Consider the following 22630-nt stretch of genomic DNA (forward strand, 5'->3'; position numbering starts at 1 on the left):
CGGGAGCGCCTTGCCCAGTAGACAAAATCTCTAAATCCCGCAAAAAAACTTTTTACTAAAGAAGCCTTCAATAGTATGATAATAGCTACATTATAGTGTAAAGAAAAAATATTGACAAATAATTATAGGAAGGCTATAATTACCTTTGTTGCCTTGGGGTGATTCGTATGAAATGGACTTTAAGTCAGTTACAAAAATATCGAAGCAAGGACTTTCCCATTGATGAAACTGTCAATGCTGATGAGGTCATGAAATTGAATCCGGAAATACGCGGTGCATCACAAATGCATGTGACTGGCCGTGCGGATATCGATTCTGCCAAAGTGACCTTTCATTTAACTATAAAGGGTCATTTAATACTGCCTTGTTCTCGTACTTTAGTTGACGTAAATTATCCAATTAATGTTGAAACAACTGAAACTTTCCTCTTAAAAGGTCCTGATTATGAGACTGAAGAGGAAGTTCACCAGGTAAAAGGGGATGTGATTGATTTAAATCCGATCCTTCATGAGATCCTTTTACTCGAAGTCCCAATGCAAGTTTTCTGCGAAGACAGCAGTGAAGAGGGAGCTCCGCAATCCGGTAAGGATTGGGAGGTCATTCATGAGCAGGATAAACAGGATAAAGTAGATCCTCGTCTTGCCGGACTTGCTCAATTTTTTGATCAGAATGATCCTTCTTCCGATTCATAACGGAAGAAAAACAAGAAGCACTTGAAGACACCAGCTTGCTCTGGCCTTCATAACTTTCTTAATGGGTTTGTCCAATTCCTATGGACATCCTCTAATACTCTTTAAGGAGGTGGGAAGAATGGCTGTACCTTTTAGAAGAACATCTAAAACTGCGAAGAGAAAACGTCGTACCCATTTTAAATTACAGGTTCCTGGTATGGTGGAATGCCCAAACTGTGGTGAAATGAAACTTGCTCACCGCGTTTGCAAAGCTTGCGGAACTTACAAAGGAAAAGAAGTAGTTAACGACTAATCCTTTAGATACAAAGCACAAGAACTTAGTTCTTGTGCTTTTGTCGTTTTAAAGATCGATTTAATCATTATAAGTACAAGACTATCTGTATTTTTGCTAATATTAAAAATAGTTTAATCAAAGTTTAAGGAGGCACCGATGAAACCTTACATAATTGAAGAATTTGAGAATGGACTGTTAATTTTCAGGATTAACAGGCCAGAAAAAAGAAATGCCATAAACTATGAGGTTATGGATGGTCTGGAGACCGCAATTCATATGGCTGGTAAGCAGTCAGTTAAGGTGCTTGCGATTACGGGTGAGGGAGACCAGGCTTTTTGCTCAGGAGGAGATCTATCTTCCTTTCACAGTTTAAAGACAGAAAATGAAGCCTTTGGAATGCTAAGCAGAATGGCTGCTCTTTTAAAAAAATTATTATTCTTGCGAAAACCAACTATTGCCATATTGAATGGAACAGCTGTCGGCGGAGGCTGTGAGCTGGCTGCAGCATGTGATTACCGGATTGCCAAAGCAGGAATAAAAGCCGGTTTCATCCAGGGAACTTTAGCTATAACAACCGGCTGGGGCGGCGGTTCCATCATTATGGAAAAGATGCTTCCTGCCAATGCCATGAGAATGTTGATGGAAGCAAAATTATATAATGAAGAAGAATTAAAAGAATTAGGTTTCATACATTCAGTCTTTCAGGGGGATTCAGCCGATGGGTGTCTGAGTTTTCTGGAAAGAATGCTTAGGCTTGAGAGTGAGGTTTTGGAAGCTTATAAAGATCTTCTTGTAAATAAGTGGTCGAAATCTGGCTTAGAAGAGAGAATTGACCAAGAAGTGCGCCGCTGTTCGGTTTTATGGGAGGGAGAAGCACACCATGCAAAAGTTGACAGTTTCCTGAATAAGCCATAAGTGTATTCTTTGCGGGGATGAATAAAGTTGCATTTTATAATATGATATCAGTCTATCTTTTCTAGCATTGGCATATGTATAAAGAAAAACACTAGGAGGGATACGCTGATGTCTTCAACCCGTCAGGATGCTTGGTCTCAAGATGAAGATTTACTTCTTGCAGAAGTTGTGCTCCGTCATATACGTGAAGGAGGAACTCAGCTTCAGGCATTTGAAGAAGTTGGCAAACAGTTAAGCAGAACCGCGGCTGCCTGCGGATTTCGCTGGAATTCTTATGTAAGAAAACAATATAAATCAGGTATTGAATTGGCAAAAAAGCAGAGAAAAGAAATAAAGAAAAACCCGCAGGCTGCTGGAAGTGAACAAGATATTCATGAAGTTCCTGCGGAAAAGGCGGAAAAAAGCAAAAACACAGTTCAGGCAATTAATAGGAGAATCGAGTTTAATGAATTAGTCGGCTTTCTAAAAGTCTTATATGAGAATGCTCAGAAACCTGCACCTGCAGAAGATCCCAGTGCTTTGAAACGCATTCAGGAGCTGGAGAAGCAAATGTACTACCTGGCTGCGGAAAATGAGAAATTAATTAATGAGTTAAATACGCTTGAACAGGATTACAAAGCACTGGTAGAGATTATGGAAAGTGCAAGAAAGCTTGTTTGGCATAAGGACGGCAGCCGCCACAAAAACTTGAATTTTACTGTAAATCCCGAAATAAAGCCTGAAAAGGTTGAGAAATAGATTATTGTAAATGCATAAAAATAAGCGGACTGAAATTTGTCCGCTTATTTTTATGCATTTATAGTAGAAGACATCTGCTTAATGGGTTTGTTCTTTAACACCAGCCGGAAACCAGGCAAGCGGATTCTCTCCCAGGTCGCGTTCCATATCATAATGAACGGGTTCAAATCCCATCTTCTCCCAAAAGGCCTTTGATTTCACACGCGGATTTGTTTTAATAGGAAGTCCAAATCCTTTTGCAAATTCTACAAGTGATTGTCCATAGCCTTTGTTTTGATAGTCAGGCAAAACTTCAAGCTTCCATAGCTCTAAATAATCCTGTGCAGGTTCGAAATAGCGGTCAAATCTTGCTTCAATCTGGTAAAGGCTCATGCGTGCAACAAGTTTATCCCCGAAATAAATACCATAAAAAGGCGACTCACTGTCGTTTTCGATAATATTAGCCTCAAGGTCTTCAAGCATGGAAAGCTCCTGCAATCCATATTCTTTAAATTTCTTGAACTCTTCCAGAGTTTTATAATTTACCTTTAATTTTTCAACCTTATAGTTCATAAAATCTCCCCCTTAGCCATCGGTGTGTAGGACTTCTGCGGATGTAAACGCTTTATAATACCTTCCTTATAGTTGAAAGGTTTCTTCTTTGTCTATTATTATATAACAAGTAAACAAAAAATTCTGCACATATGGAAAACTTAATATATTTTTAGTTTTTTTATAAAAATCAGAAAGCGTTTACAAAAATAGCAGGAAATTAGCAGAAGATTGTAGAAATATTTATTATTGCAGGATTAATACAAGTAGAAAGGGGCCGGATTGTGCGAAAAATTCTGATTGCCAACAGGGGAGAAATTGCTTTAAGAATCATTAAAACCTGCCGTGAAATGGAAATTGAAACTATTGCCATATATTCTGATGCAGATAAAGACCTGCCATTTGTTAAAGAAGCTACATATGCTTTCCGTATCGGTGAACCGCCTGTCAGTAAATCTTATTTAAAAACAGATGCCATTCTAGAGATTGCCAAAAGGGAAAAGGCAGATGGAATTCATCCGGGATATGGTTTTTTGTCCGAAAACGCCGGCTTTGCAAGAGCCGTAATTGATGCAGGGATTGCCTTTATAGGACCAGATCCCGAAACCATTGAATTGATGGGGGATAAAATTGTATCCCGCAAAACCATGAAGGAAGCAGGAGTGCCGGTTGTCCCGGGAAGCGGAGAGGGAACCTCCACCCTTGAGGAAGCATGCAGGCTTGCTGATGATATGGGTTACCCAGTCATGCTGAAGGCAAGTGGTGGGGGCGGAGGAATTGGAATGGTGCGTTGTGAAAATGAGCAAGCGCTCGCTAAGTCCTTTGCCTCAACCAAGGCCCGTGCTAAGGCTTATTTTGGTTCTGATGAGGTTTTTGTAGAAAAGTATATAGAGAATGCCAGACATGTTGAAGTACAGGTGTTTGGTGATCATCATGGGAATATCGTCCATTTATTTGAAAGAGATTGCTCTATACAGAGGAGACATCAGAAGGTAGTGGAGGAATCACCATCTCCTTTCCTTTCAGAGCAAACAAAGCAAAAGATGTATGATACAGCTTTGACTGCTGCCAGAGCAGTCAATTATAAAAATGCCGGTACTATTGAGTTCATTGTAGATGAACAGGAGAATTTTTATTTTCTTGAAATGAATACAAGGCTTCAGGTTGAGCATCCCGTAACTGAACAAGTAACCGGCCTGGATCTTGTCGAATGGCAGCTCCTTGCAGCAAGAGGGGAAAAGCTTCCACTTGAACAGAACAGCATAGAGCAGCAGGGCCATTCGATTGAATTTAGGCTGTATGCAGAGGATCCTGTAAGCTTCATGCCTTCTCCTGGAAAATTGTCAAAATTTGAATGGGCAGATTCTCCGGGAATACGAGTAGATTACGGATATGCTTCAAATACGGCAGTCAGCCCATTTTATGATCCAATGATCGCAAAATGCATTATTTATGGCCAATCAAGGGATGAAGCAATCAAAAATGCACTGCAATTCTTTGATGGACTGGAAATTGAAGGAATTAAGACGAATGCCCCATTATTTAAAGAAATTTTAAAAGACGATGATTTCCGTAAAGGGAATTATTCTACATCATACCTAACCCAGAAGGCTTTTGCCGTTAACTAAAAGGAGGAAATTACAATGAAAGAAATTACATCATCAATGGCAGGTACTGTATTAAATGTGTTGGTCGAAGCGGGCCAGGATGTTAATGCAGGACAGGAAGTACTAATGCTTGAATCCATGAAAATGGAAATTCCGGTCGAAAGCGAAACTGCCGGAAAAGTTTCCGAAGTAAAGGTAAGCATAGGAGATTTTGTGAACGAAGGCGATGTATTGATTGTATTTGAATAAGGAGGCAGGGACACGGATTCAGTGAGGAAGTGGGCTGCTGCTAAGCCCCGTCTGAAGCGTGTACCTATCTGCAATGCAGGTTATTGCAATATGTGAAATTTATCGCAGCCTAACGGGCAGTAAGACCCCGACTTCAAGATTCAGAGGAATCAAAGGAGGATAAGTGGGGGTTAAACTGCCCGTAAAGGCCAGATTGGTGAGATACAGTGAAACTTGCCGACGCGCAGGCAGAGGCTTAGTTGAACCAATCGGGTTCGTAGTGTCGATTGATCGAAGCGCAAGCGGAGATCTTAGCGACACTAGAACGCGACTAACAATCAGGGGATAAGTCCTCCCTGATTGAAGTTTCACTTTATATTTGAGGAGGATGGGAATGACTACTGCAAAGACATTAACTGAGACGCTCCAGGAAAGAAGCAGGATAATTGAAGCTGGCGGACATCCAAAATATCATGAAAAGAATGAAGCACAAAACAAATTATTTGTCAGAAGACGGCTTGAGCTTTTGTTTGATGACGGATTCTATGAGGAAGACGGCAAATTTGCAAACTGCCAGGAAAATGACCTTCCTGCAGATGGAGTTGTAACTGCTGTTGGAAAGATAAACGGCCAGACTGTTTGCGTCATGGCGAATGATTCAACAGTAAAAGCCGGCTCCTGGGGTGCGAGAACGGTTGAAAAGATCATCCGTATTCAGGAGACAGCAGAGAAGTTAAAAATTCCGATTCTATACTTGGTTGACTCTGCCGGTGCCAGAATTACCGATCAGCTTGAGATGTTTCCGAATAGACGCGGAGCAGGAAGAATTTTTTATAATCAGGTAAAGCTTTCAGGCATGGTACCGCAGATTTGCCTCCTATTTGGACCATCTGCGGCCGGCGGAGCTTATATACCTGCGTTTTGTGATATTGTTATTATGGTAGATCAAAATGCTTCTATGTATCTTGGATCACCAAGGATGGCAGAAAAGGTTATCGGGGAGAAGGTAACCCTGGAAGAAATGGGCGGCGCCCGCATGCATTGTTCTGTCAGCGGATGTGGTGATGTCCTTGCTTATAGTGAGGAAGAGGCTATTGAGTCAGCAAGAAGGTATTTGGCATATTTTCCGGCAAGCTTTAAAGAAAAACCCGAGAGGCTGGAGGCCGTCTTGCCAAAATCCGGCCGCGTCCTAGAAGAAATTATCCCTAAAAATCAGAATGCGCCATTTGACATGTACGAGTGTATTGATTCCTTAATTGATGAAGGCAGCTTTTTTGAAATTAAGAAGCTTTTTGCTTCTGAACTGATTACAGGACTTGCCCGAATAGGAGGAAGGCCCGTAGGAATTATTGCCAACCAGCCAAAGGTTAAAGGCGGCGTTTTATTTGTGGATTCTGCGGATAAAGCAGCGAAATTTATTCAGCTTTGTGATGCTTTCCATATTCCGCTGTTATTCCTGGCGGATGTTCCTGGATTTATGATTGGGACGAAGGTGGAAAGAGCTGGAATTATCCGCCATGGTGCCAAGCTTATCGCTGCCATGAGTTCTGCAACAGTTCCGAAGGTCTCTGTTGTTGTCAGAAAGGCATATGGAGCCGGACTGTATGCAATGGCTGGTCCGGCATTTGAGCCTGATTGCTGCATAGCATTGCCAACAGCACAAATTGCAGTAATGGGACCTGAAGCAGCAGTAAATGCTGTTTATTCCAATAAAATCAATGCGATTGAAGACCCGAAAGAAAAGATCAAGTATGTTCAGGAAAAACAGCAGGAATATAAAGAAACAATTGATATCTACAAGCTCGCCTCTGAATTAATTGTTGACGATATTGTTGCACCTTCAGATTTAAGAAATGTTTTAATTAACCGATTTGATCTGTATGAGACTAAAGAATTGACATTCAGTGTCCGCAAACATCCGGTTTATCCGGTTTAATCCTCATCATTAAAAATCCCTTTTTCGTTTTTCGAAAAAGGGATTTTTTTAAAGGATTTAGCTGATGAAAAATGGAATTAAGAAATAACTATTAGATTTCAAGTTAAAAATATTCCATTTTACCCATGAATTTATCTTATTTTGTTAAAATATGTTTAAAAAGTAAAAATGGTGGAGTTGTTATGAGAATAGCTATTATCGGTGGAGGCGCTGTAGGTCTTCTGTTTGCCCATTACTTAAATGAAAATCATGAAGTGCTTGTTTATGTAAGAAACAGCAGCCAGCTGCAGAAACTGCGCAAAAATGGACTTACATTCGAGAGAAATGGAATCCGCAGCAATACCCGCGTTAAAGCATGTCATTTTAGTGAATGGAAGGGGGAAGAGGATTTAACAATCATTGCGGTTAAGCAATACAGCATTCCTGAATTGGCAGGAGAAATATTGAAGATGGATGCTTGCAAATCAGGCTCTTTTTTGTTTCTGCAAAATGGGATGGGGCACTTGAAGTGGGCAGAAATGCTTGAAACTGATAGCCTTTTTGTGGGCAGTGTTGAGCATGGTGCTTTAAAGACAGAGCCTGACACTGTGCTGCATACTGGGATAGGAGTCACAAAAGTGGCAGCAATAAAGGGAGATGTGGAATTTCTGAAGAAAATATCCGATTCGGCATCTTGTTATTTTCCTTTTATTTTTGTCGGGGATCATCTGGAAATGCTAATTCAAAAATTAATCGTAAACAGTCTTATAAACCCTCTCACAGCAGTTCTTCGTGTTAGAAATGGTGAACTGCTTTCGAATAAAAGTTATTATCGGCTATTTTTGAAGCTGTTTGACGAGGTAAGTGCCATATTAAATATCCACGATAAAGCATCTGCTTTAAACCATGTGAAAAGTGTCTGTGAGGAGACCGGGATGAACAGATCCTCAATGCTTAAGGATATTGAAGAAGGCAGGGAAACAGAGATCGATGCTATTTTAGGCTATATCCTCAAGGAAGCTGAAATGAAGAAGATATCTGCTCCATATACAGAAAGTCTTTATTATCAGATCAAAGGCAGGGAGAGGGGGAAATAAGTTGAACGCTGTGCTCTCAAGCCTGATTGCAACGATGGTGACCATACCGCTGCTTGGATATCTGGCTGTTTTTGTTATCAGCAAACAAATTACTAAAAAACATAAAAAATCTGTACATATTGCTTTGGATGTAAGCACATTTTTATTTATATTGGCGGTTCACTATTTAATTATCGTTATCTGGGATAAATCGTATTTATGGATGATTATCTTATCCCTGCTCATTACAGCCGTCTTTTTTATTATCATTCAGTGGAGAATTAAGCAGGAAATCAATATGCGTGTCTTATTCAAAGGGTTCTGGAGATTTAATTTCCTGCTCTATTTAACCGCTTATATTATTCTGATGATAATCGGGCTTGTTCAAAGGGTAACTTCTGTTGTTTTTATACCTTAATAACGGGTTTTAAAACAAAATGATTTAACATTTAGAATTGAAGCATTTAGGTAAGCAAAGTTTTTTTCTTTTGAATTAAGACAATGCTATACTCATAAGATGAAAATCAAAATCGATCAGCTATGAGAAAGGAAGTTCATTAATGGAGATTCTTAATCTCTCATTACCGGCGACAAACCGGTTCGCAACAGATTATATTGCACAAACAGAAGAACTTATGCAGTTTTTTCACTATCGTTATAATTCGGATTCTGACTATAAAGCAAGGTTAGCTGAGCTGAAGAGCCGGTCGTTTATGAGAAATGAACTTTCTCAATATATTGGAGAGTTTATGGATCGTTTTCCTTCTTCCCCGGCAGTTCATGATTCGCTAAATAAACTGAAGCAAGAAAATAGTGCAGTGATTATCGGAGGGCAACAGGCAGGGATTTTGACGGGGCCTCTTTATACTATACATAAAATCATCTCAATCATACATCTTGCAAAACAGCAGGAAAGTAAGCTGGGCATACCCGTTGTCCCTGTTTTCTGGATTGCGGGCGAGGATCATGACTATCAGGAAGTAAATCATATTTTCATCGAGAAAAATAATAAAATGGAAAAAATGACATATCCTGAAAAAGTTTTAGAAAAGAAAATGGTTTCAAATATCCCTTTGAACCGTGAAACGTGCAGGGCATGGGTGGAAGACATCATTGAAACTTTCGGAGAGACCGAACATACAAAAAATCTTCTTTTGATATTGGAAGAAATAATTATGCATTCCCAAACCTATGTGGATTTCTTTGCCGGCATTATCATGCATTTATTTAAAGAAACAGGGCTTCTTCTGGTTGATTCAGGTGACCGAAGGCTCCGCAAACTTGAAAGCAGTATTTTTGGCAAACAGATCAAAGGCTTTGAAGAAATCACAAACCGTGTGAAAAGCCAGCAGCATAGCCTGGAGAATGCCGGTTTTCCAAATGCCATTGATTTAAGTGAAAATGCTGCCAACCTGTTTTATTATGATGAAAAGCATAAAGAAAGGATTCTTTTAGAGTTCAATCAGGAGAAAAAGGTATTTACGGGTAAGGAATGCTTCCATGAGTTTACCATGAATGACCTTCTGGAGATTGCTGAAAATCATCCTGAAAGACTTAGCAATAATGTGGTGACAAGACCCATCACTCAGGAATGCCTGTTTCCGGTTCTTGCCTTTATAGCCGGGCCTGGTGAAATTGCCTATTGGGCTGAACTTAAAATGGCATTTGAATGGTTTGGGATGAAAATGCCTCCTATTATGCCGCGTTTAAATATAACCTTATTAGAACGGTCTGTAGAAAGTGATTTGGACGATTTAGGGCTTGATTTGCAGGCTGTGCTCGTATCAGGAACCGAAGATGTAAAGGAAGTTTATTTAAAGAGTATAAAAAATGAATTCATAGAAGACAAGTTCCGAAAAACAAAAGATCAATTAAAACAAAACTATGAACTTATTGAAGAACTAACATTAATAGAGGTTAGTGCCCTTCTTCCAATGTTGAAGAAAAATGAAGAACTGTTATTAAAGCAGATAGATTTCATGGAGAATAAAATCCAGAAATCCATACAGCAAAAACATAAAGTAGTCATTAAAAAATATGAAAAAGCTGAAAACTCCCTGAGACCGGGCGGGATTCCTCAGGAAAGAGTATGGAATATTCTTTATTACCTTAATAAATATGGAATTAATCTTATTGAAGAATTACTTGAACTCTCATTTGATTTTGATGGGACACACAAAGTCATAAAAATTTAATATTCGCCATTATTCTTCGGGCCTTATCCAATCGGATAAGGTCTTTTTTCTATATGAAAAAGACGGTGAAGCCTATTTATCACCTGTAATTTCCCCTTTAAAAAAATATGTGAAACAACAGTAAAGAGTTTAAAGAAATTGTAATAAAAAGACGAACGGAAAATGGACGAATACCTTATGGGAAGCAGGATTTTAAATGTAGTGGTAGAATAATTAAAAACATGTGGAGGAAAGTGGGGGATTGTGGTACATTTGAGTTAGAAAGTGGGTGCAGTGGGTATGTTCATGGGTGAGTTCCATCACAACGTTGATAATAAAGGCCGTCTCATCGTGCCATCCAAGTTTCGTGATAACCTGGGTGAAACATTTGTTTTGACCCGCGGACTTGATCAATGTTTGTTTGGTTACCCCATGGATGAGTGGAGTCAGCTTGAAGAGAAATTAAAAGGCCTTCCGCTTACTAAAAAAGATGCCCGTGCATTTACCCGTTTTTTCTTTTCAGGTGCCACTGAATGTGAAATAGATAAGCAAGGAAGAATAAATATTGCTTCCCCGCTTCTGCAATATGCAAAATTGGAAAAAGAATGTGTAGTGCTGGGCGTTTCCAATCGGATCGAGATATGGAGCAAAAATCTTTGGGAAGAATATTTTGCAGAATCAGAGGAATCTTTTGCTGATATTGCGGAAAATATGATTGGGTTTGATATATAATGGGAATGTTTTAGTAATATAATTTCCCATGAAACAAAGATACTTGTTTAGCTCCAGATGCTTAAATTGCGTCTTGTGCTTCTCTGATTGGAAAGGTGGATTCATTCAACAATGTTTGAACATACAACAGTACTATTAAAAGAAACAGTAGAAGGCTTAAACATCAATCCTGATGGTGTGTACGTGGATTGTACCCTGGGCGGAGCAGGCCACAGTAAATTAATTCTTTCCCAGCTGTCTGAAAAGGGAAAGCTATACGCATTTGACCAGGATGACACAGCAATTGCACACGCAAAAGAAAAACTGGCTGCATATGGCGACAGAATCACGATTATCAAAAGCAATTTCAAGTACCTTCAGGAAGAGCTTGAAAACCTTGGTGTTTATAAGGTTGATGGTGTTTTATATGACCTTGGCGTTTCTTCACCTCAGCTGGATACACCTGAAAGGGGATTCAGCTATCATAATGATGCCCCGCTTGATATGAGAATGGATACCGGTGCTGATATTTCCGCTTATGATGTAGTAAACAGCTGGGAATATGGTGAACTTGTGAAAATCTTTTTCAGATATGGAGAAGAGAAATTCTCGAAGCAAATTGCGCGGAAAATTGAAGCGGCCAGGGAAGTTTCTCCAATAGAAACAACAGGCCAGCTGGTTGAAATTATTAAAGAGGCCATTCCTGCACCTGCCCGGAGAAAAGGCGGGCATCCCGCCAAGCGTGTTTTTCAGGCAATTAGAATAGCTGTGAATGATGAACTGGGTGTATTTGAGGATTCTCTGCACCAGGCTATTGACATATTAAATCCCAATGGAAGAATCAGCGTAATTACGTTTCACTCACTCGAGGACCGGATTTGCAAAGCTGCCTTTAAAAAAGCCAGTGAAACACCGAATCTGCCTCCCGGCCTGCCGATTATTCCAGATGAATATAAACCAACCTTAAAGCTAATTAACAGAAAGCCGATCCTGCCTTCAGAGGAAGAGCTGGAACATAATAATCGTGCAAGGTCCGCAAAGCTGAGAATAGCGGAAAAGCTTTAAGAAAAGCTTTAATCGAAGACCCGAAATAGAGAATAAAAAATTTCAGGAGGGGAATTATGAGCAATTTAGCCCGAAAAATTCAGGAAGATAAACAATTTGATGTTCAAACCCAGCCCGTACAGGCCCCAAAGAAATTAAAATCAAAAAAGTCATGGCTTTCCCCCGGCGAGAAAATACTGGGTCTTGCTTTCACTGGCATTGTTTGCTTTGGTGCAGTGCAAATGGTTTCAAATCAGGCAGCCATTTACGAAGTAAACAAAGAAATTCAGCAAACTGAAGAAGCAATCCAAACGCAGAACAAAGTGAATACAGATCTCAAAATGCAAGTGAGCGAATTAAGTACATACGAGCGCATCAAAGCAAAAGCTGAAGAAATGGGTCTCAAATTCAGCGGAAATAATGTCAAGGTCGTGGAAGATTAATGAAGAAACAGCCAAATATCAATTTTGGAGCAGCGATATTATTTTTAATATTCAGCCTGCTCTTTTTTGTATTAATTTTTCGCTTTGTTTCCATTCAGGCAACGGGTGAAGCAGCGGGCCACGCACTTGCGGCTAAGGCTCAGCAGAAATATGAACGCGAAAAGACAATTCAGGCCAAAAGGGGAACTATATATGATCGTAATGGGGAAGTCATTGCCGAGGATACTATTTCCTACAAGCTTGTAGCAATCCTTGACAAAAGCATGAAACCTGATTATGTGAAAGACCCAGGTAAAACAGCAGCCGCGCTTTCAAAAGCTATTGACCTGGAAGAGTCGGAAATTTATAGAATTTTGACAAAGAAAACAAAAGATGGGGAAAAACCATTTCAGGTTGAATTTGGAAAAGAGGGCCGCGATCTTCCGCTAAAGACCAAAAGAGAAATAGAAGATTTGAAGCTGCCGGGGATTACATTCATAACAGATTCCAAACGGTTTTATCCAAATGGAGTCTTCGCCTCACATTTAGTAGGGTATGTTGAAAAGAAAAAATCGAAGACAAATAAGACCGATACAGTCGGGATGCTTGGCCTTGAGCAGAGCTTGAATAAGGTGCTCACAGGAAAAGATGGAAAATTCAGCTATGAAAGTGATATTTGGGGCTATCTGCTTCCTAATGGAGATCAAAAAATTCAGCCGGCTCAAAATGGTAAAGATGTGTATCTGACGATCGATAAAAAGATCCAGACCTTCCTCGAAGATTCTATGAATAAAGTAGACGAGGAATATAAGCCGAAAAAGATGGTCGCAGTAGTCGCTGATGCTAAAACAGGTGAGATTTTGGCTATGGGACAGAGGCCTTCATTTCATCCGAAAACAAAGGAAGGCATTGAAGACACTTGGCATAATGAAGTGATTGAAAACTCATTTGAGCCCGGATCAACCATGAAAATCTTTACTTTGGCTGCTGCCATTGAGGAGGGAGAGTTTGATCCGAATGAATGGTATAAATCAGGCAGTTATAAAGTGACGGAAAATTCACCGGCTATACGTGACCATAACCAGGGACGGGGATGGGGATCCATTACTTACTTAGAGGGTGTTCAGCGTTCATCGAATGTGGCTTTTGCGAAAATAGTGAAAGAAAAGCTCGGGTATGAAAAATACAGGGAATATATAACAAGGTTCGGGTTTGAAAATCCAACGGGAATTGACCTGCCGAATGAAACTGGCGGAAAGATCGCTTATGAGTGGCCTCTTGATAAGGTAACTACCGGATTCGGACAAGGGTCAGCCATTACGCCTATTCAGCAAATACAAGCAGCTACTGCCATTGCAAATGACGGCAAAATGATGCAGCCGCATGTCATCAGCAGTATTGTTAATAGCGATAAAAATGAAGTTGTGAAAAAAACAGAGCCGAAGGTGAAGGGAAATCCAATTTCAGCAGAAACGGCAAAGAAAACCAGAGATATACTGGAAACGGTTGTGTCTTCTGAAAATGGAACAGGCTATAAAAGGTATAATATCGAAGGTTACGAGGTTGCAGGAAAAACGGGGACTGCTCAAATCCCTGATCCAAATGGCGGGGGATATTTAACGGGTCATGAAAATTTTATCTTCTCGTTTTTAGGTATGGCGCCAAAAGATGATCCTGAACTGATCATCTATGTCGCGGTCCAGCAGCCGGATATTGACCTCAGTACAAATGGTGCAGAACCTGTTGCTAAGATTTTTACACCGGTAATGAAAAGCAGTCTCCAATATTTAAATATTGAACCGGCAAAAGAACTAAAGGCAAACTCAGAACAAGCACCTGAAGTGGAAGGGAAAACAGTTGAGGAAGCAAAAGCACAATTAAAAAAATCCGGATTTGAAGCTATTGTGCTGGGAAAGGGCAGCAAGGTGCAAAGACAGGTTCCTGGCAATATGTACAATTTGCTTGAAGGAGAAAGAGTGATCTTAAAGACGGATGGCGAATTAACAGTGCCTGATATGACTGGATGGTCGCTAAGGGACGTCATGAAGGTGGCAAAGCTTGCTGACTTAAAGCTTAATACTGTAGGAAGCGGATATGTGGTGAAACAAAATCTAAAAGCCGGTTCTGTGCTTAGGGAAGGTGACTATTTAATCGTCGAACTTAAGCAGCCTGCTGAGAAATATAATGAGGAGAACCTTCAATCAGAAGAGCAGCAGGAAGAAGAGGAAGCAGTGCTGGATTAAATGAAGAACGTACTGCCGATGTGCGGCAGTGCGTTCTATTCATTTTGGTACAAGCATATATTGGAACGAGCCATAATCTAAGGAGGTTCGTCCGTACATGCGAGTTTCAAATGTGACCGTTCGAAAACGGCTGACTGCAGCGTTGTTTGTTGGTATTCTCGTTTTTTTTATTATTGATTTGCGTCTGGGATATGTTCAATTTTTTCTGGGGAATGTGCTTACAGATGGCGCAAAGGAGCTCTGGAGCAGAGACATCCCCTTCGAACCGGAAAGAGGAGAAATCGTCGACCGCAACGGTGTTCCGCTGGCTACGAATGTCAGTGCCCCAACTGTCTATGTTGTACCCAGGCAAATAAAAGATCCTGCTGATGCTGCAGAGAAATTGGCTGCAGTGCTGAATATGTCAAAAGAAAAAGCTTACCAGCTTATCACAAAAAGAGCATCAAGTGTGAAAATCCCTGAAGGCCAAAAAATTTCTCATGAAAAAGCGAAAGAAATCCGTGCACTGGAAATTGAAGGCATATATATCGGAGAAGATTCAAAACGCCATTACCCTTTCGGGAATTATCTCTCGCATGTTTTGGGGTTTTCGGGAATTGATAATCAGGGTCTTATGGGTCTTGAATTATATTATGATGAAGAACTAAAAGGAAAAAAAGGATCTGTTAAGTTTTATGCGAATGCAAAGGGAGAACGGATGAACGATATGGCGGATGACTACAAGCCGCCGGTTGATGGTATGGATTTAAAGCTCACTATCGATTCCAAAATTCAGACAATCGTAGAAAGGGAGCTTGATATTGCCCAGGCTGAATACAACCCTGATGGAATAATTGCAATTGCCATGAATCCAAATAACGGTGAAGTTCTTGCCATGGCCAGCAGGCCCGATTTTGACCCTGCGAATTTCAGGAATGTACCCCCGGAAATTTACAATCGCAACCTGCCAATCTGGAGTACGTACGAGCCTGGTTCCACATTCAAAATCATCACTTTGGCAGCAGCTTTAGAAGAGGGCAAAGTAGACTTGGAAAAGGATCATTTCCATGACCCGGGCTCTGTTGAAGTTGGCGGTGCCAGACTAAGATGCTGGAAAAAGGGCGGTCATGGCAGCCAGACTTATCTTGAAGTAGTACAGAATTCCTGTAACCCTGGTTTTGTAGAGCTGGGTGAGCGATTAGGCAAAGAGAAACTGTTTAAATATATTCGTGACTTCGGGTTCGGAGAAAAGACCGGTATCGATTTGCAAGGCGAAGGGAAAGGGATTCTATTTGATCTCGATCGGGTTGGCCCTGTTGAGCAGGCAACTACTGCTTTTGGACAGGGAGTTTCCGTGACTCCGATTCAGCAGGTAGCAGCCATTTCGGCTGCCGTTAATGGAGGAACATTATATACACCTTATATAGCCAAAGAGCTTATTAATCCGGCTACCGGAGAAATATTGATGAAAAAATCACCTGAAGCAAAGAGAAAGGTAATCTCAAAGGAAACATCGGATGAAATCCGAAAAGCGCTGGAATCAGTTGTGGCAAAAGGATCAGGAAAAAAAGCGTTCGTTGACGGATATCGTGTTGGGGGAAAAACCGGGACGGCACAAAAAGCGCAGAATGGCCGGTACCTGGAAAATAACCATATCGTATCATTTATAGGATTCGCACCTGCTGATGATCCTCAGCTCGTCGTGTATGTAGCTGTAGATAATCCAAAAGGAACCGTTCAATTTGGGGGTGTTGTTGCTGCTCCGATTGTAGGGGAAATCATGGGGGACAGCCTCCGGGCAATGGGTGTAAAGCCCCGCAAAGATCAAATTGAAAAAGAGCTGACATGGATGGATTCCCCAATGATTGAGGTTCCGGATATGGTAGGTCTGACAAAGAAAGACCTTGGTGAACTATATCTCAACCTGAAAATTGATGCGAGCGGGACAGGAAATACGGTGGTGAAGCAAACGCCTCAGCCGGGCATTAAGTTAAAAGCAGGTTCAACGATCCGCCTGTATTTTGATGACAAATAATAATAGGAATTCAGGCGGCTTCCTCCTGCGCCGCCTGAATTTTTTTGTTTGTAAGGAAACTGTAACATACTTTCAAAGTTTGGCTTCTATATATTAAATAGCTAAAAAAGCGATTATCCTGTACAATATATATCGCCATCATTTAGAATGTTATTTTGATTATATTTATTTATCGCAGTCTAACGGGCAGTAAGACCCCACTTCAAGACTAAGAGGAATCAATGGGGATAAGCGGGGGTCAAACTGTCCGTATAGGCCCGATTGGTTCAACTAACAATTAGCGGGGAAAAAGCACTCCCCACTAATTGAAGTTTCACTTTATACTGACCAGCTTCACTAAAAAAGGAATTAGTTTTGCTCTGTTTAACATGAGAGGAATGGTAAGATGGAATTAAGTAAACTGCTGCGATTTTTACAGCCTTACATTACATATAAAGGGGAAAACCCTGAAATCACAGCGATTGTTAATGATAACCGGAAAGTTACACCTGGAAGTCTGTTTGTTTGCATTGAGGGCTATACGGTGGATGGCCATGACTTTGCAGTTTCTGCTGCCGAAAAAGGTGCAGCAGCTGTAGTTGCCCAAAAAGAGCTGGACTTGGATGTCCCGGTTATAGTGGTTAAAAATACAAAACGGGCGATGGCCGTGCTGGCTGATGCTTTTTATGGACAGCCGAGCAAGCAGCTTCATTTAATCGGCATAACAGGGACTAATGGCAAAACAACAACAAGCCATTTAATTGAAAAGATCCTTGCTGATGCAGGAAGGAAAACCGGCTTAATTGGCACGATGTATACGAAGATTGCCGATGAAACCTTTGAAGTGAAAAATACAACTCCTGAAAGTTTGACTTTGCAAAGCACATTCAGAAAAATGGCAGATGCTGGTGTGGATTCAGCTGTAATGGAAGTGTCTTCCCATGCACTTGTTGAAGGCCGTGTTCATGGCTGTGATTATAATATAGCCGTTTTTACAAACCTGACACAGGATCACCTGGATTATCATAAAACAATGGATGAATACAGGAGAGCAAAAGGGTTGTTGTTTGCCCAGCTTGGAAGTGCCTATAATCTTGATGAACCTAAGTATGCCATTTTAAATTCAGATGACCCTGCTTCTGCAGAATATGAAAAATCGACGGCAGCTCACGTTATTTCCTATGGAATTGATCAGCAAGCTGATCTTCGGGCCATTAATATTCAGATGACTGCTGCCGGTACGGAATTTGACTTAATCTCACCATTCGGGAAGCATAAAGTTTCTTTAAAAATGATAGGCAGGTTCAGCATCTATAATGTCCTTGCCAGTATTGGGGCAGGTATCGCTGCGGGGATATCAATCTCTCAAATCATTAAATCTGCGGAAGAAGTCAAAGGGGTAGCCGGCAGATTTGAAACCGTAGATGCAGGCCAGGATTTTTCTGTGATTGTTGATTATTCGCATACACCGGACAGCCTGAAAAATGCTCTGGAAACGGTAAAGCAATTTGCTCAGAAGCGCATTTTCGCCATCGTGGGCTGCGGAGGAGACAGAGACAAATCAAAACGTCCGCTTATGGCTGAAATTGCATGCCAGTATAGTACAGACCCAATCTTTACTTCAGACAACCCGAGAAGTGAAGACCCGATCCAAATACTGAGGGATATGGAAGAGGGAGTAAAAGGTGAAAGTTATAAAATTATCGTCGATCGAAAAGAGGCCATTCACTATGCTGTGAAAAATGCCAGTGAAGGAGACGTTATCTTAATAGCAGGAAAGGGCCATGAGACTTATCAGATTGTAGGCAGCCATGTTTTTGACTTTGATGACCGACTGGTGGCAAAAGAGGCTATAGAGGAGCGATAAAATGTATTTGAAGTATCAGGATTTAGCGGAATTGTTTCCGGCTGTAAAAGGGATAAAGGATCATGAGCTGGAATTTCATACCGTCGCTTCGTCCTCTTCTGATCCGCAGCCAAAAGGAATTTATATTCCTTACGGAGAGGACGGAAATCTGAAGGAAGCTATTGAAAAAGGGGCTATTGCTGCAATCTGGAATGAAAATGCAGAGACGCCGGCATACACCCCAAATCATTTCCCTATTTTTTATACAAACGACTTAACGAAAGGCTTAAAGGATATCATGGAATTATATATAAATAAATTAAGTAAAGCAGAAGTAAAAATGAACACAACTAATTTCCTTATTTCGGATGAAGAAAGTCTTAAAGAAAACGAAACAACATATGATATTGCTGTAATGGCTGAAAGATTAGCGGAAGCTGCTGGAAATGCCAAGCGGGAAAGGAGGGGATAAGTATGATGGAGCAAGTTATTTTTTTCACAATATTGGCAGGCTTTTTAATTACGGTTCTGCTGTCTCCCATATTCATTCCCTTCCTTAGAAGATTGAAATTTGGGCAAAGCATCCGTGAAGAAGGCCCAAAATCTCATCAGAAGAAGACAGGTACTCCGACGATGGGCGGGATTATGATTCTTCTTTCCGTTACGGTGGCCACTTTATTAATGACCGGTAAATTTTCAGAACCTACAGTAGAAACATATTTGCTTCTTCTGGTTACCCTGGGGTTTGGACTTCTCGGTTTCCTTGATGATTTTATCAAAGTGGTTTTGAAGCGCAACTTAGGCCTGACTTCAAAACAGAAGCTTCTGGGCCAGATTATTATTTCAGTTATTTTTTATTTTGTTTACAAGCAGAATGACTTTTCCACAGAAGTACATATTCCGCTGACAGACTTTTCGATTGATTTGGGCTGGGGGTATGTTTTAATGATTATTTTCTGGCTGGTCGGATTCTCGAATGCTGTCAATCTGACAGATGGACTTGATGGACTTGTCTCCGGGACTGCTGCAATCGCTTTTGGAGCATTTGCAGTACTGGCCTGGAATCAATCCCAATTTGAAGTATCCATTTTTTCTGTAGCAGTAGTTGGAGCGGTATTGGGTTTCCTTGTGTTTAACGCCCATCCTGCAAAGGTGTTTATGGGAGACACAGGTTCACTGGCTCTAGGTGGTGCTATTGCGACCATAGCCATCCTGACAAAACTTGAAATCATCCTGATTATTATCGGCGGTGTTTTTGTTATTGAAACATTATCTGTTATTTTACAGGTGGCCTCCTTTAAAACCACCGGCAGACGGATTTTCCGCATGAGCCCGCTTCACCATCATTATGAATTGGTAGGCTGGTCAGAATGGCGGGTTGTTGTTACGTTCTGGACGGTTGGGTTATTGTTTGCAATTTTAGGAATTTATATCGAGGTGTGGGTGTAAGTGAAAGAAGTTAATCGCTATCGACATAAAAAAATATTAGTACTTGGGCTGGCGAAAAGCGGAGTGAGTGCAGCTTCCCTTTTACATAAGCTTGGAGCATTTGTGACTGTTAATGATTATAAGCCGCTTGCAGAAAATCCTGAAGCACAAGGTCTGCTTGAGCAGGGTATTACCGTTATATGCGGGGGCCATCCCATTGAACTTCTTGAAGAGGGGTTTGAGCTGATTGTGAAAAATCCCGGTATACCTTATCATAATCCAATGATAAAAGGAGCACTTGAAAAGAGCATACCGGTCATTACAGAAGTGGAGCTTGCCTATCAGGTTTCTGAAGCTCCTTTTATTGCGATTACAGGTACAAACGGAAAAACTACAACCACTACACTTGTGTTTGAAATGCTTCAGGCAGGAAGCAAAATGCCGCTGATAGCAGGAAATATTGGTACAGTAGCTTCCGAAGTCGCTCAGGATGCCGTGGAAGAAAACAATATCGTGATTGAGCTTTCTTCGTTTCAGCTGATGGGAATTCAGGATTTCAGTCCGAGAATTGCCATTTTAACAAATTTATATGATGCCCATTTGGATTACCATGGCACAAGAGAAGAATATCATGCAGCCAAAGCGAACATTACGATGAATCAGACTGAACAGGATTATTTCATTGTCAACGCCGACCAGGATAAAGTAATGGAAGCGGCCGCCCGGTCAAAGGCGCGCATAATTCCTTTTTCGACTTCCAAAGTGCTGTCTGAAGGATCATATGTGAAAGATGGCTGGATTTATTTTAATGATGAACAAGTGATGGAAAGAAAGGATGTTTCATTGCCGGGAGAGCACAACCTTGAGAATATCCTTTCCTCAGTGGCTGCTGCCAAACTAACAGGAGTGGGGAATGAGGCCATCAGGCAGGTACTGGAATCCTTTACAGGTGTAAAGCACCGCCTGCAGTATGTTGGAGAATATCAGAACAGGAAATTTTATAATGATTCTAAAGCAACGAACATCCTTGCAACGAAGAATGCTGTCGCAGCATTTGTTCAGCCTGTTCTTCTTCTTGCAGGTGGCCTTGACCGCGGAAATGATTTTGATGAACTGATTCCGTCTCTTAAAAAGGTAAAGGCTCTGGTAACCTTTGGGCAAACTGCTGAAAAGATTGAAAAAGCAGCAATGGAAGCGGGAATAAAAACAATTGAGCGTGTCGATAATGTTGAAAAAGCCGTACCTGCAGCCTTTAAGCTTTCTGAGCCAGGAGATGTAATTCTGCTTTCTCCTGCCTGTGCAAGCTGGGACCAATATAAAACTTTTGAGGTTCGGGGAGACATGTTTATAGATGCGGTGCATAAACTTAGTTAAGGGCTTGTCTGCGGGACTGAGAAACTTTCAGCAAAGTCATTCATCTTCCTCGCGTGACATTTAGAGCTTTAAAAAGGAGCAAAAGACTGCCGGAAAGCGGGTAATCTTATTTTCGGCAGGACATATAGTACTCCTTGACAGCCCTAAAACTTGCATTCGAGGTGTTTTCGTTGCCGGCTAAAAAAACCACTCCCGATTTTATATTAATGATCGTCACTTTAATGCTGCTTGCTGTAGGATTGACTATGGTATATAGTGCCAGTGCAATTTGGGCAGATTATAAATTTGACGATTCTTTCTTTTTTGCGAAAAGGCAAATGCTTTTTGCCGGAGTTGGAATTATTGCGATGTTTTTTATTATGAATGTGGATTATTGGACCTGGAGAACTTGGGCAAAAGTCGTAATCATCATCTGTTTTGTGCTTTTGCTTTTGGTGCTGGTTCCTGGTGTAGGCAATGTGCGAAACGGTTCCCGGAGCTGGATTGGCGTTGGTGCATTTTCCATACAGCCTTCGGAGTTTATGAAGCTTGCCATGATTGTGTTTATGGCAAAATTCCTCTCTGAAAAACAAAAGCTGATAACCTCTTTCCGAAAAGGTCTTGTACCATCTTTAGGGCTTGTGTTTTTAGCATTTGGTTTAATTATGCTGCAGCCTGATTTAGGGACTGGAACAGTAATGGTGGGTACTTGTGTTGTCATGATTTTCATTGCAGGGGCCAGAATCAGCCACTTTATCTGGTTTGCCGCTGCTGGTCTGGCCGGATTTGTGGCACTGGTTCTGTCGGCCCCATACAGGATAAAGAGGATTACATCCTTTCTTGATCCATGGGAGGATCCGCTGGGCAGCGGGTTCCAGATTATCCAGTCCTTATATGCAATAGGGCCGGGAGGGCTGTTTGGCCTTGGTCTGGGACAGAGCAGACAAAAGTTTTTCTACCTTCCAGAACCGCAGACAGATTTTATTTTTGCCATTTTAGCTGAGGAACTTGGGTTTATTGGCGGATCTTTTGTCATATTATTATTTGCGCTTCTCTTATGGCGCGGGATCCGCATAGCTCTTGGAGCCCCTGATTTATATGGGAGTTTTTTGGCTGTTGGGATTATAGCAATGGTCGCTATTCAGGTAATGATCAACATCGGTGTTGTAACAGGTCTGATGCCTGTTACGGGCATCACACTTCCGTTTCTGAGCTACGGAGGATCTTCCCTGACACTGATGCTAATGGCTATAGGGGTTTTGCTTAATATTAGCAGATATGCAAGGTACTAGCGCATTTATAACATGCATTTTAGGAAACCCTGTGAATCAGGGTTTCTTTTTTGGAAGCAATAGTATATCCCACACGCAGAATTATCAAACTTCTTTGCAATTTTGCACATTATTACATTTCTTTAACATTATGATGTTCGTTCCTATC

Annotated in this window: 22 protein-coding genes; 21 read left to right on the top strand and 1 reads right to left on the bottom strand. The window is 41.0% G+C overall.

Going from position 1 to position 22630, the window contains the following annotated elements:
* Positions 1-167 precede the first annotated feature (167 nt).
* From PBF_RS06840 to PBF_RS06855, 4 genes are all read left to right on the top strand, one after another.
* The gene (locus PBF_RS06840) at positions 168-692 is read left to right on the top strand and encodes a YceD family protein (RefSeq protein ID WP_035328739.1); all 525 of its coding nucleotides are present in this window, start codon (positions 168-170) and stop codon (positions 690-692) included.
* Positions 693-810: 118 nt separating this feature from the next.
* Positions 811-984: a 50S ribosomal protein L32 gene (gene rpmF / locus PBF_RS06845; RefSeq protein WP_009791160.1), complete on the top strand. Its 174-nt coding sequence runs from the start codon at positions 811-813 to the stop codon at positions 982-984.
* 138 nt (positions 985-1122) lie between these two features.
* A complete protein-coding gene (locus tag PBF_RS06850; RefSeq protein WP_035328742.1) occupies positions 1123-1881 on the top strand; it encodes an enoyl-CoA hydratase/isomerase family protein in 759 nt (252 codons plus the stop codon).
* 108 nt (positions 1882-1989) lie between these two features.
* A complete protein-coding gene (locus PBF_RS06855; protein ID WP_035328744.1) occupies positions 1990-2619 on the top strand; it encodes an RsfA family transcriptional regulator in 630 nt (209 codons plus the stop codon).
* A gap of 78 nt (positions 2620-2697) precedes the next feature.
* Here the strand turns inward: PBF_RS06855 and PBF_RS06860 are convergent, their stop codons facing one another.
* A complete protein-coding gene (locus PBF_RS06860) occupies positions 2698-3171 on the bottom strand; it encodes an N-acetyltransferase (RefSeq protein ID WP_035328746.1) in 474 nt (157 codons plus the stop codon).
* A gap of 263 nt (positions 3172-3434) precedes the next feature.
* Between PBF_RS06860 and PBF_RS06865 the strand changes: the two genes are divergently transcribed.
* The 17 genes from PBF_RS06865 (at position 3435) to spoVE (ending at position 22482) form a co-directional block, all read left to right on the top strand.
* Positions 3435-4778 carry an acetyl-CoA carboxylase biotin carboxylase subunit gene (locus PBF_RS06865; protein WP_035328748.1) on the top strand — a complete coding sequence of 448 codons (1344 nt, stop codon included), beginning with the start codon at positions 3435-3437 and terminating at the stop codon, positions 4776-4778.
* A gap of 15 nt (positions 4779-4793) precedes the next feature.
* Positions 4794-5006 (top strand): acetyl-CoA carboxylase biotin carboxyl carrier protein subunit, encoded by a 213-nt coding sequence (locus PBF_RS06870; protein WP_035328750.1) that lies wholly within the window; start codon positions 4794-4796, stop codon positions 5004-5006.
* Positions 5007-5169: 163 nt separating this feature from the next.
* Positions 5170-5334 (top strand): hypothetical protein, encoded by a 165-nt coding sequence (locus tag PBF_RS26095; protein ID WP_160169247.1) that lies wholly within the window; start codon positions 5170-5172, stop codon positions 5332-5334.
* Positions 5335-5379: 45 nt separating this feature from the next.
* The gene (locus PBF_RS06875; RefSeq protein WP_035328751.1) at positions 5380-6921 is read left to right on the top strand and encodes an acyl-CoA carboxylase subunit beta; all 1542 of its coding nucleotides are present in this window, start codon (positions 5380-5382) and stop codon (positions 6919-6921) included.
* 182 nt (positions 6922-7103) lie between these two features.
* Positions 7104-7997 carry a 2-dehydropantoate 2-reductase gene (locus PBF_RS06880; RefSeq protein WP_035328753.1) on the top strand — a complete coding sequence of 298 codons (894 nt, stop codon included), beginning with the start codon at positions 7104-7106 and terminating at the stop codon, positions 7995-7997.
* Positions 7998-8007: 10 nt separating this feature from the next.
* On the top strand, positions 8008-8394 hold the full coding sequence (locus PBF_RS06885) for a DUF3397 domain-containing protein (RefSeq protein ID WP_235192219.1): 387 nt from the start codon (positions 8008-8010) through the stop codon (positions 8392-8394).
* A 142-nt stretch (positions 8395-8536) separates the two neighbouring features.
* Positions 8537-10171: a bacillithiol biosynthesis cysteine-adding enzyme BshC gene (gene bshC, locus PBF_RS06890; protein WP_035328757.1), complete on the top strand. Its 1635-nt coding sequence runs from the start codon at positions 8537-8539 to the stop codon at positions 10169-10171.
* A gap of 279 nt (positions 10172-10450) precedes the next feature.
* Complete coding sequence (gene mraZ, locus PBF_RS06895; protein ID WP_035328759.1) at positions 10451-10882, top strand: division/cell wall cluster transcriptional repressor MraZ; 432 nt, start codon at positions 10451-10453, stop codon at positions 10880-10882.
* 111 nt (positions 10883-10993) lie between these two features.
* The gene (gene rsmH / locus PBF_RS06900) at positions 10994-11926 is read left to right on the top strand and encodes a 16S rRNA (cytosine(1402)-N(4))-methyltransferase RsmH (RefSeq protein WP_035328761.1); all 933 of its coding nucleotides are present in this window, start codon (positions 10994-10996) and stop codon (positions 11924-11926) included.
* Between the two features lie 56 nt (positions 11927-11982).
* On the top strand, positions 11983-12348 hold the full coding sequence (ftsL, locus tag PBF_RS06905; protein ID WP_035328763.1) for a cell division protein FtsL: 366 nt from the start codon (positions 11983-11985) through the stop codon (positions 12346-12348).
* On the top strand, positions 12348-14570 hold the full coding sequence (locus PBF_RS06910; RefSeq protein ID WP_035328765.1) for a penicillin-binding protein: 2223 nt from the start codon (positions 12348-12350) through the stop codon (positions 14568-14570). The genes ftsL and PBF_RS06910 overlap by 1 nt, the downstream gene beginning before the upstream one ends.
* A 97-nt stretch (positions 14571-14667) precedes the next feature.
* A complete protein-coding gene (locus PBF_RS06915) occupies positions 14668-16584 on the top strand; it encodes a stage V sporulation protein D (RefSeq protein WP_035328767.1) in 1917 nt (638 codons plus the stop codon).
* Positions 16585-16969: 385 nt separating this feature from the next.
* Positions 16970-18430, top strand: a complete 1461-nt coding sequence (locus PBF_RS06920; protein ID WP_035328769.1) for a UDP-N-acetylmuramoyl-L-alanyl-D-glutamate--2,6-diaminopimelate ligase — start codon at positions 16970-16972, stop codon at positions 18428-18430.
* Position 18431: 1 nt separating this feature from the next.
* Complete coding sequence (locus PBF_RS06925; protein ID WP_035328772.1) at positions 18432-18881, top strand: hypothetical protein; 450 nt, start codon at positions 18432-18434, stop codon at positions 18879-18881.
* Between the two features lie 2 nt (positions 18882-18883).
* Positions 18884-19858, top strand: coding sequence for a phospho-N-acetylmuramoyl-pentapeptide-transferase (gene mraY / locus PBF_RS06930; RefSeq protein WP_035328774.1), 975 nt, complete (start codon positions 18884-18886; stop codon positions 19856-19858).
* A complete protein-coding gene (murD, locus tag PBF_RS06935) occupies positions 19859-21211 on the top strand; it encodes a UDP-N-acetylmuramoyl-L-alanine--D-glutamate ligase (RefSeq protein WP_035328776.1) in 1353 nt (450 codons plus the stop codon).
* 170 nt (positions 21212-21381) lie between these two features.
* On the top strand, positions 21382-22482 hold the full coding sequence (gene spoVE / locus PBF_RS06940; protein WP_035328778.1) for a stage V sporulation protein E: 1101 nt from the start codon (positions 21382-21384) through the stop codon (positions 22480-22482).
* Positions 22483-22630 lie beyond the last annotated feature (148 nt).

Origin of the sequence: Cytobacillus firmus DS1, assembly GCF_000565285.1 — a bacterium.
In the GTDB taxonomy this organism is placed as follows: Bacteria; Bacillota; Bacilli; order Bacillales; family Cytobacillaceae; genus Cytobacillus; species Cytobacillus firmus_A.